Source organism: Microbacterium sp. VKM Ac-2923 (genome assembly GCF_022815605.1).
Classification (GTDB): domain Bacteria; phylum Actinomycetota; class Actinomycetes; order Actinomycetales; family Microbacteriaceae; genus Microbacterium.
On the sequence record NZ_JALGRP010000006.1, the window covers coordinates 15,604 to 31,539 of the forward strand.

Annotated in this window: 14 protein-coding genes; 11 read left to right on the forward strand and 3 right to left on the reverse strand. The window is 72.9% G+C overall.

Annotation, left to right across the window (positions count from 1 at the left end; translation table 11 throughout):
• Window positions 1–124: 124 nt before the first annotated feature.
• Window positions 125–1,666 carry a molybdopterin-dependent oxidoreductase gene (locus MT347_RS11255; RefSeq protein WP_243501175.1) on the forward strand — a complete coding sequence of 514 codons (1,542 nt, stop codon included), beginning with the start codon at window positions 125–127 and terminating at the stop codon, window positions 1,664–1,666.
• An 80-nt stretch (window positions 1,667–1,746) separates the two neighbouring features.
• Here the strand turns inward: MT347_RS11255 and rocD are convergent, their stop codons facing one another.
• The 3 genes from rocD to MT347_RS11270 all read right to left on the reverse strand — a co-directional run bounded on the left by rocD (window position 1,747) and on the right by MT347_RS11270 (window position 5,154).
• On the reverse strand, window positions 1,747–2,964 hold the full coding sequence (gene rocD / locus MT347_RS11260; protein WP_243501176.1) for an ornithine--oxo-acid transaminase: 1,218 nt from the start codon (window positions 2,962–2,964) through the stop codon (window positions 1,747–1,749).
• Window positions 2,961–3,845, reverse strand: coding sequence for a dimethylargininase (gene ddaH, locus MT347_RS11265; protein ID WP_243501177.1), 885 nt, complete (start codon window positions 3,843–3,845; stop codon window positions 2,961–2,963). The genes rocD and ddaH overlap by 4 nt, the downstream gene beginning before the upstream one ends.
• A gap of 349 nt (window positions 3,846–4,194) precedes the next feature.
• Window positions 4,195–5,154: a carbohydrate kinase family protein gene (locus MT347_RS11270; RefSeq protein ID WP_243501178.1), complete on the reverse strand. Its 960-nt coding sequence runs from the start codon at window positions 5,152–5,154 to the stop codon at window positions 4,195–4,197.
• 202 nt (window positions 5,155–5,356) lie between these two features.
• On the opposite strand from MT347_RS11270, the gene MT347_RS11275 reads away from it, so the two are divergent.
• The 10 genes from MT347_RS11275 to MT347_RS11320 all read left to right on the forward strand — a co-directional run bounded on the left by MT347_RS11275 (window position 5,357) and on the right by MT347_RS11320 (window position 15,735).
• Window positions 5,357–6,370: a sugar ABC transporter substrate-binding protein gene (locus tag MT347_RS11275; protein ID WP_243501179.1), complete on the forward strand. Its 1,014-nt coding sequence runs from the start codon at window positions 5,357–5,359 to the stop codon at window positions 6,368–6,370.
• A 38-nt stretch (window positions 6,371–6,408) separates the two neighbouring features.
• Window positions 6,409–7,938 carry a sugar ABC transporter ATP-binding protein gene (locus MT347_RS11280; protein ID WP_243501180.1) on the forward strand — a complete coding sequence of 510 codons (1,530 nt, stop codon included), beginning with the start codon at window positions 6,409–6,411 and terminating at the stop codon, window positions 7,936–7,938.
• Window positions 7,935–8,936, forward strand: coding sequence for an ABC transporter permease (locus MT347_RS11285; RefSeq protein ID WP_243501181.1), 1,002 nt, complete (start codon window positions 7,935–7,937; stop codon window positions 8,934–8,936). Before MT347_RS11280 ends, MT347_RS11285 begins: the two co-directional genes overlap by 4 nt.
• Window positions 8,933–9,973, forward strand: coding sequence for an ABC transporter permease (locus tag MT347_RS11290; protein ID WP_243501182.1), 1,041 nt, complete (start codon window positions 8,933–8,935; stop codon window positions 9,971–9,973). The genes MT347_RS11285 and MT347_RS11290 overlap by 4 nt, the downstream gene beginning before the upstream one ends.
• Window positions 9,970–11,670 carry an FGGY-family carbohydrate kinase gene (locus tag MT347_RS18400; RefSeq protein WP_243501183.1) on the forward strand — a complete coding sequence of 567 codons (1,701 nt, stop codon included), beginning with the start codon at window positions 9,970–9,972 and terminating at the stop codon, window positions 11,668–11,670. The genes MT347_RS11290 and MT347_RS18400 overlap by 4 nt, the downstream gene beginning before the upstream one ends.
• Complete coding sequence (locus MT347_RS11300; protein ID WP_243501184.1) at window positions 11,667–12,635, forward strand: NAD(P)-dependent oxidoreductase; 969 nt, start codon at window positions 11,667–11,669, stop codon at window positions 12,633–12,635. The genes MT347_RS18400 and MT347_RS11300 overlap by 4 nt, the downstream gene beginning before the upstream one ends.
• Entirely contained in the window at window positions 12,632–13,336 is a 705-nt protein-coding gene (mtnC, locus tag MT347_RS11305) for an acireductone synthase (protein WP_243501185.1), read from the forward strand. The genes MT347_RS11300 and mtnC overlap by 4 nt, the downstream gene beginning before the upstream one ends.
• Window positions 13,333–13,965 (forward strand): methylthioribulose 1-phosphate dehydratase, encoded by a 633-nt coding sequence (mtnB, locus tag MT347_RS11310; RefSeq protein WP_243501186.1) that lies wholly within the window; start codon window positions 13,333–13,335, stop codon window positions 13,963–13,965. Before mtnC ends, mtnB begins: the two co-directional genes overlap by 4 nt.
• A 43-nt stretch (window positions 13,966–14,008) precedes the next feature.
• Complete coding sequence (locus MT347_RS11315; RefSeq protein ID WP_243501187.1) at window positions 14,009–14,590, forward strand: acireductone dioxygenase; 582 nt, start codon at window positions 14,009–14,011, stop codon at window positions 14,588–14,590.
• A gap of 230 nt (window positions 14,591–14,820) precedes the next feature.
• Window positions 14,821–15,735 (forward strand): hypothetical protein, encoded by a 915-nt coding sequence (locus MT347_RS11320; protein WP_243501188.1) that lies wholly within the window; start codon window positions 14,821–14,823, stop codon window positions 15,733–15,735.
• Window positions 15,736–15,936: the final 201 nt, after the last annotated feature.

Here is a 15,936-nt window from a genome sequence, read left to right on the forward strand (position 1 = left end):
GAGGCGGGACGACCGTCATGATCCGCGCCTCGGGACGCGCCTCGTCCGGGTGCGGGGATGCCGGTTGGCTGTGAGTTCCGACGGGGACGACTCCGGCGGGCTCCGGCGTCCTTAGGCTCCGTTCGTGACCCGCTCGATCTCCCTCGCTCGCGACCTCCCGGCCGCCGTCGCCGCCGTCGGGGCCACCGTCCTCGGCGCCGGGCTCGGCGAGCTCGCCGCCGCGATCGTCGCGCCCTCCGCGAGCCCTTTCGCGGTGATCGGCGGTGGAATGATCGACATCGCCCCCGCGTGGGCGAAGAACCTCGCCATCAGCCTCTTCGGCACCGGCGACAAGGCCGCGCTGCTGGTCGGTATCGCTGTGCTGCTGCTCGCGGTGGCGGGGGCTGCCGGAGTGCTCGAGTGGCACCGGCCCCCGTGGGGCCGCGTCGTCCTCGGCGCGCTGGGTGTCGTGGGGGCGGTCGTGGCGCTGACCCGCTCCGACGCGGGCATGCTGTCGCCCGTCCCCTCGATCGTCGCGGCCGGCGCGGCCTCGGGGGTCACGGCATGGCTCATCGGGCGCCTGCGTCGAGGGCCGCGCTCCGGTCTCGCGGCCGACGAGGGCCTGACCCGCCGCGGCGTGCTCGCCCTGTCGGGCATCGCGATCGCAGCCGGGGCGCTGGCCGCCGCCGGCTCGTTCGCGCTGAACTCCGGCGCCCGCGCGGTGAGCGCCGTGCGCGCGGCGCTGCGCCTGCCCGCCCCGTCGAGCACGACGGAGGTGCCGGCCGCCGCGGAGCTCGGCATCGACGGACTCAGCCCCGTCATCACGCCGTCTGCCGACTTCTACCGCATCGACACCGCCCTCATCGTGCCCCAGGTCGACCCGGCGACGTGGACCCTGCGCGTGCACGGACTCGTCGAACAGGAGGTCGTGCTGCGCTGGGACGACCTGATCGACCTCGCTCCGAAAGAGACGGTCGCCACCCTCGTGTGCGTGTCCAACGAGGTGGGCGGCTCGCTCATCGGCACGGCCCGCTGGCTCGGCGTGCCCCTGCGCGACGTCCTCGCACGCGCGAAGCCCACCGCCGAAGCCGACATGGTGCTCTCGCGCTCGATCGACGGGTTCACAGCATCCGCCCCCCTCGAAGCACTCACCGACGACCGCGATGCCCTCTTGGCCATCGGCATGAACGGCGAGCCCCTGCCGATCGAGCACGGGTTCCCGGTGCGGATGGTCGTGCCCGGCCTGTACGGCTACGTCTCGGCCACCAAGTGGGTCACCGAACTCGAGGTCACCCGCTACGACCGGGCCGAGGGGTACTGGACCTCGCGCGGCTGGTCGGAACGCGGCCCCGTGAAGCTGCAGTCGCGCATCGACGTGCCCCGGGCCGGGGCCCGCGTCGAGGCCGGCACCGCGGTGATCGCGGGCGTCGCCTGGCAGACCCACGTCGGGGTGTCCGGGGTCGACGTGCAGATCGACGACGGCGCGTGGCAGCCCGCGACCCTCGCGGCCGCCATCTCGACCGACACATGGGTGCAGTGGAGCCTGCCCTGGGACGCGACGAGCGGATCGCACACCGTGCGCTCCCGCGCGATCTCGACCGACGGACAGACGCAGACCGACGTGCCGGCGCCGCCCGCCCCCGACGGCGCGACCGGCTGGGACGAGCTCACGGTGACGGTCGCCTAACGCGCGTGAGGCGCCAGGATTTGTCGCTCGAACGGACTCCGAAGCGACAATTCTTGGCGCCTCACGCGTGTGGCGGCGGGTCAGAGCGAGAGCACGTGCCGGAGCTGCTCCACCGCCCAGTCGAGCTCGGTGGCGCGGATCGTCAGGGGCGGCGCGATGCGGATCGTCTGCCCGTGCGTGTCCTTCACGAGCACTCCGCGGGTGAGCAGCTTCTCGGCGACCTCGCGGCCGGTGCCGTAGGCGGGGTCGATGTCGACGCCCGCCCACAGACCCGCGATGCGCACACCGGTCACGCCCTGACCGATCAGGGCCCGGAGGGCCGGCTCGAGGTGCCCGCCGAGCGCTTTCGCGCGCGTCTGGAATTCACCGGATGCCAGCATCTCGACGACGCGCAGGCCCACCGCCGCGGCCAGCGGGTTGCCACCGAACGTCGAACCGTGCTCACCGGCGCGGATGACGCCGAGCACGTCCTCGTTCGCGACGACCGCCGACAGGGGGAGGATGCCGCCGCCCAACGCCTTGCCGAGGAGGTACACGTCGGGAACGACGCCCTCGCGATCGCACGCGAACGTCTCGCCTACGCGACCGAGACCGGACTGGATCTCGTCGGCGATGAACAGCACGTTGCGGTCGGTGCAGATCTCGCGGACGCGGCGGAGGAACCCCTCCGGCGGCAGCACGACGCCGGCCTCGCCCTGGATGGGTTCGATGAGCACCGCGGCGGTGTTCTCGTCGATCGCCGCGGCGATGGCATCCGCGTCGCCGTAGGGCACGTGCACGAAGCCGGGCGCGTAGGGACCGAAGTCGTCGTGGGCGACCGGGTCGTCGCTGAATCCGACGATCGTGGTGGTGCGGCCGTGGAAGTTGCCGTTCGCCACGATGATCGTCGCGGCATCCGGGGCGATGCCCTTCCTTCGGTACCCCCAGGCGCGGGCGACCTTGATGCCGGTCTCGACGGCCTCGGCGCCGGTGTTCATCGGGAGCACGAGGTCTTTGCCGCACAGCTGCGCGAGCGCGGTGGCGAAGGGGCCGAGACGGTCGTTGTGGTACGCGCGGCTCGTGAGGGTGAGACGCTCGAGCTGCTCGCGCGCGGCCGCCAGGATCGCGGGGTGGCCGTGACCGAAGTTCAGCGCCGAGTACGCCGACAGCAGGTCGAGGTAGCGCTTGCCCTCGACGTCGGTGACCCACACGCCCTCGGCCCGCGAGACGACGACGGGGAGCGGGTGGTAGTTATGGGCGAGGTGTGCGCCCTCGTCGGCGATGAGACGCGCACCGAGGTCGTCGAGAGTCGTGCTCATCGGGCACCGCCTCGCAGCTCCAGCGTGCAGCACTTGATGCCGCCGCCGCCGAGGAGCAGTTCCGACAGGTCGACCATGACCGGGGTGTAGCCGCGCTCGCGCAGCTGCGCCTCGAAGCCCACAGCCCGCGGGGAGATGATGACGTTCTTGCCGTCGCTGGCCGAGTTGAGCCCGAAGACGGCGCCGTCGCTGTCGGACACGCGGATGGCATCCGGGTACCGCTCGCGCAGGATCGCCTGGCTCCGCTCGTCGAACGCGTTCGGCAGGTAGGCGATGTTCGCCTTGTCGACGCCGCCGGGGCCTTCGACGGGATCGAGCACGGCGATCGCGGTGTCGAGGTGGTAGAACCGCGGGTCGGTCAGCGTCAGCGACACAACCTCGCGCGAGAAGACCTCGCCCACCTCGCGGTGACTGTCTCCGGTGGAGCGGAAGCCCGTGCCGGCGAGGATCGTGTTGCCCACGAGCAGGAAGTCGCCCTCGCCCTCGTTGACCTCGACCGGCTCGGCGACCTCGAAGCCGTTGGCGGCGAACCAGTCGATGAACGCGGGCGCCTCCGCGGCGCGCTCACGGAAGCGGAACTTGGGGCCGTAGGCGACGCCGTCGATGACGAACCCGCCGTTGGCCGTGTAGACCATATCGGGCAAACCCTCGACGTGCTCGATGAGCTCGATCTCGTGGCCGAGCTCCTTATACGTGTCGTAGAGCGACTGCCACTGCTGCAGGGCGAGGCTCGTATCGGTGGGGCGCGAGGGCTCCATCCACGGGTTGATGCTGTAGCTCACCGTGAAGTGCTCGGGCCGGCACATCAGGTACCGGCGGTGCTGCTGCACGCGCTCGGTGGAGGTGGCGTCGGCGGCGGTGGCGATAGGGGTAGCGGACATCTGTGCTCCTCGGGGAAAGGTGCGGCGGACGCTGTCCTGGGGCCCGGTGGCCCTTCGAACCCGTCGGCGCCGAGGCGCCGTGCGGGGAAAGGTCGGTCCGAGCACGCCGTGGCCATTCTCGCACGCGCGTGCGAGGGCGCGCCAACAGCGGCCCCGCGTGTGCACAACCTCCGCGATGCCCCTCGGCTCGGCGGGTCCCTGCGCGCGCAGCCTCCGCGATCCGCGCGAGCTCAGCGGCATCCGGCCCCGGCGGACTGACGTTGCGCAGATCGCCGACTTTGCGCACGGCGCTGACCCGCACGCCGCCTCGCGGCCGCCACCCACACGGGCACGAACCCCGGATGCCGGTTCACACGGCGCCGCGCACGCCCTCCGCCCGCAGGCGGGCCACGTCGGCCGCGGAGTTCAGGCCCGCGTCGGAGCCGAGGCCCGTGGCGACGAGGCTGCCGCAGGCGAGGCCCCGCTCGGCGGCCTCGCTCGCGTCCGCGCCATCCATCAGCCCCCAGATGAAGCCCGCACTGAAGGCGTCGCCGCAGCCCGTCGTGTCGACGACGTCGACGGCATATGCCGGCAGCCGCATATCGCGCGAGGCGCGGGTGCTGATGCTCACGCCCGCCGCGCCGCGGGTGATGACGAGCGTCGAGACGCCGGCATCCAGGTAGAAGGCGATGGCCTCGTCGAGGGTGGACGCGCCGGCGAACGACAGCGCATCCTCCTCGCTCGGGAAGAGGTAGTCGACGAACGGCAAGCACGGGAGCACCGCGTCGCGGTCGGCCGGTGACCCGGTCGGGATGAAGTCCATCGTCGTCACGACGCCGGCGTCTCGCGCGCGGCGCAGCAGCTCGACGCTCGGCGCTCCGTCGATGCCCGGCAGCAGACACGTTCCGCCCAGGTGGAGCACCGCGACGTCGCTGAGATCGATGGATGCCAGGTCGTCGGCCCGGATCGCGGCGTTCGACCCGATGACGTGCAGGGCCGGTCGACTCCCGTCACGGCGGATCGGCAGCATGGTCGCCGAGGTGGGGCGCTCGGTCCGCACGGCCAGCCCCATGACGTCGACGCCCTCTCCCGCCATGGTCGAGCGCAGGAACACGCCCAGCGCGTCCTCGCCGACCGCGCCCACCGTCGCCACCCGCACGCCCAGACGGGCGAGGTCGACGGCGGTGGCCGCGGCGGTGCCGGCCACGGTCAGGCGGATCTCCTCGAGCAGCGCCAGGCCCTGACCGGGCGGGATGGCCTCCACGTGACGGCCGAGCACGTCGGCGACGTGGAGTCCGGCGGTGACGACGCGACGGGTGAGTGCGGGCATGGGTCTCCTCGGGTCGGGGGAACGGGCGAATCCTACTGAGCGGCCGGGGCGAATCACTTTCATGTCATCGTGTGACGACCGGGTCGAACGTTGTCTCAGGCACTCCCTACTCTGAAACCACCGCCGCCCGGCGGTACCCACACAGCATCCGCGGCGACGCCCGCCCCGACGCGCGCGCCCACCGGCCCCACAGGAGCCCACCGTGAGAAAGTCCCTCTTCGCCCTCCCGGCGATCGTCGTCGCAGCGGGCCTCGCCCTCGCCGGCTGCAGCACCGTCTCGTCCGACGCCTCGGCCCCGAACGGCGACGGCGTCGACGCCAGCCAGCCGCTCGCCGGCAAGACCATCGGCATCGCCGTCGTCGGCACCCAGCACTTCTGGGACCGCGAGGCCTTCCAGGGTGCGGTCGACGAGGTCGAGAAGCTCGGCGGCACCGTGCTCACCACCGACGGCAACCGCGACAACACCCTGCACGCCCAGAACCACGACATCTTCCTCGCGCAGAACGTCGACGCCGTCATCACGATCCTCGGTGACGCCTCGGTTGACCCCAAGCTGCAGCAGCTGCACGACGCCGGCATCCCCGTCTTCGGTGTGGACCACGCCTCGGAGTGGGCCGTCAACAACGCGCAGTCCGACAACGAGGTGGGCGGCACCGCCCTCGGCAAGATCACCGGCGACGCCCTCGGCGGCCAGGGCAACGTCGCCGTGTTCAACGCGTTCGGGGCGAGCCTGTCGTTCTGCGGCGAGCGCTACGACGCGTGGAAGAACGAGCTCTCCACCGACTACCCGGGCGTCAAGCTCATCGAGCCCGAGCTCGCCGAGCAGTTCGCCAACGCCCCCGACGACGCGCGTCAGCAGACGCTCGCGCTGCTCGAGAAGTACCCGGCCGGAACCATCCAGGGCATCCACGTGGCGTGCTGGGACCAGCCGGCCATCGGCGTGGTGCAGGCCATCGAGGACTCCGGACGCACCGACGTGAAGGTCACGGCGTTCGACGCCGGCCCCGACACCCTCGAGATCATGAGCGAGCCGAACAGCCCGTTCGTCGGCAACATCGCCCAGCTCCCCCGCAAGATCGCCACCATCTCGGCCGGCAACGTGGGCAAGTACTTCCTGGGCGAAGAGGTCGAGAAGGTCAGCTACGTCGACACCATCCCGGTCGCCGGTCCCGAAGAGGCGACGAAGGTCGCGAAGGAGCTGGGTTACACCCAGTGACACAAAGTTCCTCCCCCTTCGTGACGCCGGTGCTCCGCATGACCGGCGTCACGAAGGCGTTCGCGGGCGTCCCGGCTCTCCGGGGCGCCTCGATCGATGTGCGCGCGGGCGAGGTGCACGGCCTCGTGGGCGAGAACGGCGCGGGCAAGTCCACGCTCATCAAGATCCTCGCCGGCATCTACGAGCGCGACGGCGGCTCTGTCGTCATCGGAGAGACGGATGCCGGGCGGCTGACTCCCGCCGATGCCCACGCGGCCGGCATCCGCTTCGTGCACCAGGAACTGCAGCTCGTGCCCGACATGACGGTCGCCGAGAACGTCTGGCTCGGCAACGAGCAGAGCGCGGGCGGCGTGCTGCGCGGGCGCGCGATGAAGGCGCGTGTGGCCGAGGTGTTGCACGAGGTGCTCGGCATCCGCCTCTCACCCGCCCGTCTCGTGCGCGACCTCGGTCCCGCCGAGCGCAAGCTCGTGCAGGTGGCCCGCGCGCTGGTCGACGACAACGCGCGCCTCATCGTCTTCGACGAGCCGACCGCTCCGCTCGCCAGCGCCGAGGCCGAGCAGTTGCTCGGGATCATCGCGCGGCTCCGCGATCGCGGCATTTCGAGCCTCTACATCTCGCACTACCTCGGTGAGGTCACGCGGATCTGCGACCGCGTGACGGTGCTGCGCGGCGGACTCGACGTGGGCCGCCTCGACGCGGTCGACGCCGACAGCGGCCGCGAGATGATCCGCCTGATGATCGGGCGCGAGATCGACGACCTCTACCCCGCCCGCCGTGCCGCCGCGACGGCCGAACCGGTGCTCAGCGCCCGCGGCCTGCGCGTCGGCACGATCGTGCACGGCATCGACCTCGACGTGCGTCCCGGTGAGATCCTCGGCGTGACGGGCCTGCTGGGCTCGGGCGCGTCCGAGCTCGCCGAGGCCCTCGTGGGCCTGCACCGCCACGCGGGAGAGCTGTCGCTCGCGGGCCGCCGGTTCCGGCCGTCGAGCCCGGCCGCCGCCCTCGAGGCCGGCGTCGTCCTCGTCCCGCGCGACCGCCGACACGACGGTGTCGTGCTCGACTTCTCCACCCAGCGCAATCTGACCCTGTCGACGCTGGCCCAGAGCACCCGTGCGGGGCTGCTCGACCAGGCGGCATCCCGCGCCCGAGCCGGGGACCTGTCGGCACGCCTCGACATCCGCCCTCGCGACACGAGCGTGCAGACGCGCCTGCTCAGCGGCGGCAACCAGCAGAAGGTCGTGCTGGGCCGGAGCCTCGCGGCCGGCGCCCGGGTCGTCGTCCTCGACGAGCCCACCGTCGGCGTCGACATCGGTGCGAAGCAGGAGATCTACCGACTGCTCGACGAGCTCGCGGCATCCGGTACCGCGGTCGTCGTCGTCTCGACCGACCCCGCCGAGGTGCTCGGGCTCACGGGCCGCATCGTCGTGCTCGAGCGCGGCCGGGTCGCGCACGAGGTGTCGACCGACGGCCTGACCCTGGAACACCTCAGCGCCCTCGTCACCGGGAGCGCCGCCGGCTCCCCCGCCGACGGAACAGCCCCCGAACCGATCGAAGGGGATGCCGCGTGAGCACCCTCACCGCGGAGCGCGCAGCTCTCGCCCCCCGCGTGCGCAGCCTGCTGGCCCGACGCGGCCCCCTACTCGTCGTACTCGCGATGACCGTGTACCTGGCGGTGACGGCGAAGGGGTTCCTCGGCGTCGCCAACGTGACCGCGAGCCTCACGCAGGCCGCGCCCGTCGCCCTCGTGGCGATGGGCCTCGCCATCGTCGTCATCGGCGGTGGCGACGACGTCGTGGTCGGCGGAATCGACCTGTCGATCCCCGCCACCGCGGCTCTGGCCACCGCGATCGTCAGCGATCAGCTCACGACCTACGGCACCCCCTTCGCGGTCGCGTTCGCCCTCGGCATCCTCGTCACCACCGTCTTCGGGCTGCTCAACGCGGTGCTCGTGGGCTGGGTGGGGCTGTCGTCGATCCTCGCCACCCTTGCCGTGTACGTCGCCGTCGTCGGCATCACGCGCGTGGTCAGCGGCAACCGCCGCATCGACGTCACCGACCCGCTCATCGTGGCGGTGCGCGACACCCGCATCGCCGGCATCCCCCTCGCCGCCGTGCTCATGCTCGTCGTCGCGGGGGTGCTGGTATTCGTCATGGCGCGCACCCCGTACGGCCGGCGCCTGCAGGCCGTCGGCGGGAACCGGGATGCCGCGACTTTCGCCGGCATCCCGACCCGGCGCTACATCATGTCGACGTTCGTCATCGCCGGCGTGGTCGCGGGCCTCAGCGCCCTGCTGCTCATCGCCCGCGGTTCGGGCAGCAGCCCGGGGATCGACGAACGCCTCATGGTCGACATGGTGCTGGCGACGTTCCTCGGCGCGGCCTTCACCCGTCGCGGCACGGTCACCGTCTTCGGCTCGGTGCTGGGCGCGCTCTTCGTCGCCCTGCTGTCGAACGGCCTGATCCTCTCGCGCGTCGCCAACGCGTGGGTCGACGGCTTCAAGGGCGTGCTCATCCTGCTCGTGGTCGCCGCCGCGGCCGCCCGCACGAACGAGGAGGCCCGCGCGTGACGACCACCGCCCCCCGCACCCGCTGGTCGGGCGTCGCGGGTTCCGCCGCCGCGACCGTCACCCGGTACGGCTTCGTCGCCGCGTTCGTCCTGCTCATCGTGTTCTTCTCGTTCGCCAGCGAGGCGTTCCTCCGCCCGAGCAATCTGCTGAACGTGCTCGACGGCGTCGCGATCCTGGTGCTGGTGGCCCTCGCCCTCACGCTGGTGGTGTCGTCGGGCGGCATCGATCTCTCGGCCGCGGTCGCCGTCGACTTCGGCGCATGGTTCGCGGTCGTGTCGATGATGTCGTTCGGGATGCCGTGGCCCGCGGCCGTCCTGCTCGGGCTCCTCGGCGGCGCGCTCATCGGCGCACTCAACGCCTTCCTCATCGTGGGCCTCGGCGTCACGCCCTTCCTCGCCACCCTCGGCACCTTCTTCATCGGGCGCAGCGCCCAGCAGATCGGCACCAACGGCGGCGCGAGCGTCAGCTTCCGTGCGGCTCCGGAGGGCTTCACGTTCCTCGGCTCGGGTGACGTGCTCGGCATCGGCATCCCGGTGCTCATCGCCGCCGTCGCAGCCGTGGGCATCGGCGTCCTGCTGCACCGCACACCGACCGGCGTCCGCATCCAGGCGATGGGTCTGCAGGACCGTGCCGCCGTGGTCGCGGGGCTGCGCACCCGCCGCATCCGCGTGCTCGTGTACATCGGCGCGGGGGTGCTGTGCGCGGCCGGCGGCATCCTGTTGAGCGCGTCCCTGCGCCTGTACACCCCGCTCGCCGGGTTCAGCTATCTGCTGGACGCCATCGCGGCGGTGTTCATCGGCGCCTCGATGCACCCGCGCTCGCGGCCCAACGTGCCCGGTACGGTCGTGGGTGTGCTGTTCCTCGGCGTGCTCGCGAACGGCCTCGACCTGCTCGGCCTCGACTTCAACGTCAAGGCGGCGGTGCAGGGTGTCGTGCTGCTGGTCGCGCTCGTGCTGGCGTACACGGTCGCGCAGCGGGCGCGGGCGGCGGCGGAGCGCAGGCCCGCGCCGAAGCCCGTTCCGGGGGGCACGTCGTGATCTCGGCCGTCCTCGGTATCGACGCCGGCACCACCGCGGTCAAGGCCGTGCTCTACTCGCTCGAGGGCGAGACGCTCGCCGCCGGGCACCGCGCGGTGACGGTCGTGCGCACGCCCGACGGCGGCGCCGAGAGCGAGATCGACCTCGTGTGGGAGGCCGTCGTCGGCGCCGTGCGTCAGGCCCTGTCGCAGGCGCGCAGCGCGCAGCCCGACGTCGTGGCGATCGGTGTGACCGGCCAGGGCGACGGCGCGTGGCTCGTCGACGCGGCCGGACGCCCCGTGCGCCCCGCCGCCCTGTGGCTCGACGGGCGCGGCGCCGACCGGGTGACCGCCTGGCAGCGCGACGGGCGGGATGCCGCGGTGATCGCCGCCACCGGCTCGGCGAGCTTCCCGGGGACGCTTCCGGTGCTGCTCGACGGCTTCGCCGAGACCGAGCCCGACGTCCTCGCCCGCGCCGCGCACCACCTCAACTGCAAGGACGTGGTGCGCCACCGCCTCACCGGCGAGATCGCGACCGACCCCTCCGAGGCCTCGCGCACCTACCTGGACCCGTCGACCCTCGCCTACTCCGACGACATGATCGACGCGCTCGGTCACCGCCGCTTCGCGCACCTGCTCCCGCCCGTACGCGCTCCGCACGACCGCGCGGGCGTCCTCACCGACGCCGCCGCCACCGAGCTGGGGCTGCGCGCCGGTGTGCCCGTCGCCGTCGGGCTCGTCGACTCCGCCGCCTGCCCCGTGGGCCTGGGGGCCCTCGCCGACCAGGACGGCTGGGTCGTGCTCGGCACGACCGCCACCGTGGCCGTCAACCGCGTCGACCGCGCCGCGGCCGACAGCGGGATCGGCATCCTCATCCCCACCGGCCGGGGCAGCCAGGTGCTCGAGGCCCTGTCGTCGATGGTGGGTACGCCGAACCTCGACTGGGTGCGCGACACCCTGGGTCTGTCCGACCGCGGCTGGAACGACCTCGAGCGCCTCGCGCGCACCGCGCCCGACGGCAGCGGCGGCGTGGTCTACCTGCCGTACGGCTCGCCCAGCGGCGAGCGCGCCCCCTTCGTGGATGCCGCGGCCTCGGCATCCTGGGTCGGCATGAACGTGACCACCACCCCGGCTCAGCTGCTGCGCAGCGTGTTCGAGGGTCTGGCGTTCTCGGTCGCCGAGTGCCTCGACCTGCTCGACGCCGGAGAGCGCGTGCCCGTGTGCGGCGGTGGCGCGCGTAGCGACCTGCTGTGCCAGCTGCTGGCCGACGTGTCGGGACGCACGATCGTGCGCACGGCCGATCCCGAGGTCGGCGCGCGGGGAGCGGCGACCGTCGCCCTCGTCGCCGCCGGTCTCGCGGTCGATCTCGAGGCTGCGGTGCGGGTGTTCCCGGCCGACAGCGTCGAGTTCGCGCCGCGCCCCTCGCCCGCGCTCGTTGCGGCGCGCGGGGTGTTCGCCCGCGTGCGGGCGGCGCTGCGACCGGAGTGGCCCGCGCTGCGCGCGCTCGGTCGCCTGACGACGGATGTCGACGGGTCTCACCCCGCCGCGGCTCCGGTCGACGCGGCGCGGGTCGACGTCGCTCCGGGCGGCGCGGCTCCGGGCGACGCGGACGCGGACGCCGACCGCGCCGGCCTCGAACGCGCCGGCGCCGGCGCGGCCGCGGCGCACCTCGATGACCCCGCCCCCGACGCCCCCGCCCCCGAGAGGACTTCCGCGTGACCCGCACCGTCATCACCGCCCCCTTCGACCCGCGCATCGCCGCCGACCTCCCGGGCGAGGTCGTCACGGCATCCGAGGCCGAGACCGGACAGTCGCTCGGGGCCCGCGCCGCCGCCGACCCCGGGTTCGCCGCAGTCCTCGCCGAGGCCGACGTCGTGATCGCCGAGCTCGACCGCATCGACGACGCCGCGCTGGCGGCCGCTCCGCGTCTCACCCTGGTGGTCGCGTGTCGAGCGAACCCCGCCAACGTGGACCTCGCCGCGTGCGCCGCCCGCGGTGTCGAGGTGCGCACCACCCCGGGCCGCAACGCCGACGTCACCGCCGACTTCACCCTCGCGCTGCTTCTCGCGACGGTGCGTCACGTGCCCGCGGCCTCCGCGTGGCTGCGCGAAGGTCACTGGAGCGGCGACGACGTGTTCGAGCCCTATGCGCGCTTCCGCGGCATCGGCCTGTCGGGCCGGCGGCTGGGCGTCGTCGGTGGCGGCGCCGTCGGCCGACGCGTCGTGCGGCGGGCGCAGGGCTTCGGCATGCGCATCGCCGTCTACGACCCCTTCCTCCCCCCCGGCGCGCTCGGCGACGACGTCGAGCACCTCGGGCTCGACGAACTGCTCGCCTCGAGCGACATCGTGACCCTGCACGTGCCGCTCACCCCCGAGACCACCGGGCTCATCGGGGCACGAGAGCTCGCGCTGCTGCGCCCCGACGCGTACCTCGTCAACGCCGGGCGCGCCGCGCTCGTCGACCACGACGCGTTGCTCGACGTGCTCCGCGAGCAGCGCATCGCGGGCGCCGGCTTCGACGTGTTCGATCACGAGCCCCTCGCGAGCGACGACGAGCTGCTGCGTCTGCCGAACGTCACCCTCACCCCGCACATCGCCGGGGCGTCGGACGACGTCGTCGTCGAGCACTCGCGTCTCGCGGCCGCCGCCGTGGCATCCTTCTTCGACACGAAAGTGAACTCATGACCGTCTCCGCCACCGCCGACGTCGTCGTGCTCGACATCGAGGGCACCACCTCGGCCGCCGGTTTCATCCTCGGCGACCTCTACGACTACGCACGTCCCCGCCTCGACGAGGTACTCGGGCGCGACGACGACACCGTGCGCGCAGCCCGCGCCGACGCCCTCGCCGAGACGGGACTGGATGCCGACGCCTCGGACGCCGAGATCGCCGAAGCGCTCCGCGGCCTCATGGCCGCCGACGTGAAGTCGACGCCGCTGAAGACCCTGCAGGGCATCATCTGGGCCGAGGGCTTCGCGGCCGGCGAGATCCACTCGCAGTTCTTCGACGACGTCCCCCCGCGCCTGCGCACGTGGCACCAGGACGGCATCCGTCTCGCGGTGTACTCCTCGGGGTCGGTGGCCTCGCAGGTGCCGTGGTTCCGCCACGCCCCGCAGGGCGATCTCACCCCGCTCGTCGAGGACTTCTTCGACACCGTCAAGGCCGGCCCGAAGAAGGAGAGCGCGTCGTTCGACAGGATCGCCGCCGCCCTCGACGTCGCGCCCGGGCGCGCCGTGTTCCTCACCGACCACCCCGACGAGGTCACCGCCGCCCTCGCCGCGGGCTGGCAGGTCGTCGCCCTCGACCGCGCGGGCGAACCCTGGGCCGGAGCCGACTTCGCCGCCGACGCCGTGGCATCCTTCGACGAGATCGAGGTCTCCCGATGACGCTCCCCGCCGCCGTCCGCGTGCAGGCCGCCGGGGCGGCCCTGGCGGCCGAGGCCTCGCGCTTCTCGGGCTACGGCTGGATGCGCGGCACCTCGGGCAACCTCTCGGTCGTCGTCGACCGCGACCCGCTCGTGCTCGCCGTCACCGCCTCGGGACTCGAGAAGTCCCTGCTCACCGACGCCGACGTCGTGCTCATCGACGCCGCCGGCCACGCCATCGACGCCGACGACCCCCGTCCCCCGTCGGCCGAGTCGGGGCTGCACGCCCACATCGCCGCCCGCACCGGCGCGAACGCCGTGTTCCATGTGCACGCCTTCGACGCCGTCGTCGCGGGGCACCGGTGGCCGGGCGGCGTCGAGATCCGCGACATGGAGATGCTCAAGGGCATTGGCCACCTCGCCGACGACGAGACCGTGACGATCCCCGTGATCCGCAACCACCAGGACATGACGGTCGAAGCCGGCTGGTTCGACGAGGTTTACCGCCCCGCCACCGCCGACGTGCCCGAGGTCCCCGCCCTGATCGTCGCGAACCACGGCATGTACGCCTGGGGTGCCGATGTGGCCGCGGCCCGTCGCCACCTCGAGATCACCGAGTGGCTCTTGCGCTTCGCCGTCGCGACGCGCTGAGCTGCGGCATCCTTCTTCCCCACCCCCAACGAAAGGAGCGGCCATGACCCTGCTGACCGTCTGGAAAGCGACCGACCCGAGCACGCCCGTGCTCGAGACCACCGAGGAGAGCGAGATCCGCGAAGCTCTCGCCGAGCTCGGCGCCCGCTTCTCGCGCTGGGAGGTCAAGGACGTCGCCGCCGGCGCCTCGCAGGACGAGGTGCTCGCGCTGTACGCCGACGAGATCGGCGAGGTGAAGGACCGCGAGGGCTACACGCTCGTCGACGTCGTCGCCCTCGACCCCGCCCAGTCCGACTACGACGACGTCAAGACGCCGTTCCGTGAGAAGTTCCTGTCGGAGCACGCGCACGACGACGACGAGGACCGCTACTTCGCCAAGGGCGCGGGCGTGTTCTACCTGCACGCGAACGAGAAGGTGCACGCGGTGTACTGCGAGGCGGGCGACCTCATCTCGGTGCCGGCCAACACGACGCACTGGTTCGACATGGGCACCACGCCCCACTACGTCAGCGTGCGCTTCTTCCACGACGACGACGGCTGGGTGGGCCACTTCACCGGTAGCCCCATCGCGGAGTCGTTCGCGACGTTCGACCAGCTCGCCGAGCGGCGCGCGCAGCTCGCCTGACACGCACGGCCTCCCGAACGCCCGTCCCGCCGGATCCGACCGGATGCCGCGGGGCGGGCGTTGCGCGTGTCGCGTCGAGTCCGGATGCCGGGGAGCCGGGCCTCCCGCGGGGTCCGAGTCCGGATGCCAGGGGCGGGGCGTGCAACCGGTCAGGGCTCGCCGCGCTTGCCCGCAGACGTCCCCCGCAATACCGTCGAGGGCGGGCGGGCACGGTGGAGGAGGAACGACGCGTGGTGATACCCGTGATGGCGCTGTCCGTGGTGTGTCTCGTCGCGACGGGCACGCTGCTCTTGGTCGGCCTCCTGCTGGTCGGCCGTGAGGGGCCCGCCGGCTCGTCGTTGGAGTACGCCGCCATCGCCGGGGTCGTCGAGGTCAGCGCTTCGGCGATGTTCCTCGTGTGGGTCAACGGCGGCGGCCCCTCGGCGTTCGCCGCCGCGAACGTCCTGATGGTTCTCGGGCCCACGATGCTCCCGTTCGCCTTCCGCGCCCTCGCGCCAAGCACGGTGAACCGGTGGTGCGCGATCGTCGCCGCGCTGTGCGTCGTCGGCGTGGCCGCGGCATCCTTCCTCCTGCCGGTCGACGCGACCGTCCTCGTGCGACAGTCGGCCTTCGCGGTGATCGGTGCGTGCGGGGCCGTGGCGGCGGCGAGCTCACCCGAGGCACGCCGGACGCCGATCCGCGTGCTCTCCGCAGCCCTGGCCGTCTTCGCCCTGTATTGCGCGGCGCGCGCGACGGCACTGATCGCCGCGGAGGGAGAGTCCGCCGCGCCGACCGGGATCTTCACCGAGGCGGGCGCCGTGGCGGTGGGCGTGGTCGTCGTGCTCGTGGTCACCGGCGCCGTCTCGGCGTTCTGGATCACCCTCCGTCGCGAGGCCCTCAGCAGCGCCGCGAGCTCGTCCGCCGTGCTGGTGCTCGTCCCCGACCGGCGCCCCGCCGACGGTGGGCGGCTCCCGCGGTTCCGCGAACTGGTCGATGACGTCCGCGAAGCCGCCGCCGCGGTCGACACCGGCGCGGTCGCCGTCATGGCGGGGGCGGGACTCTCGCGCGCCGAGGTGGGGGCGGCCCTGAAGGACACCCTGCGTATCGACCACGGGTGGACCGAGGAGGAGATCGCCGCGCTCTCGCAGAAAGCCGTCGCGCACTGACCGAGGCGCGGCGTCGGCGACGAGCAGCGTCGGCGTCGGCGTCGGCAACGGCAACGGCAACGGCAACGGCAACGGCAACGGCAACGGCAACGAGCAGCGTCCGCATCGGCGCGGCGCGGTGTCCGCGGAACCGGCGTCACCGGGCGCCTCGCGCCGGGTCGCGGAACCGGCGTCACCGGGCGCCTCGCGCCGGGTCGCGGA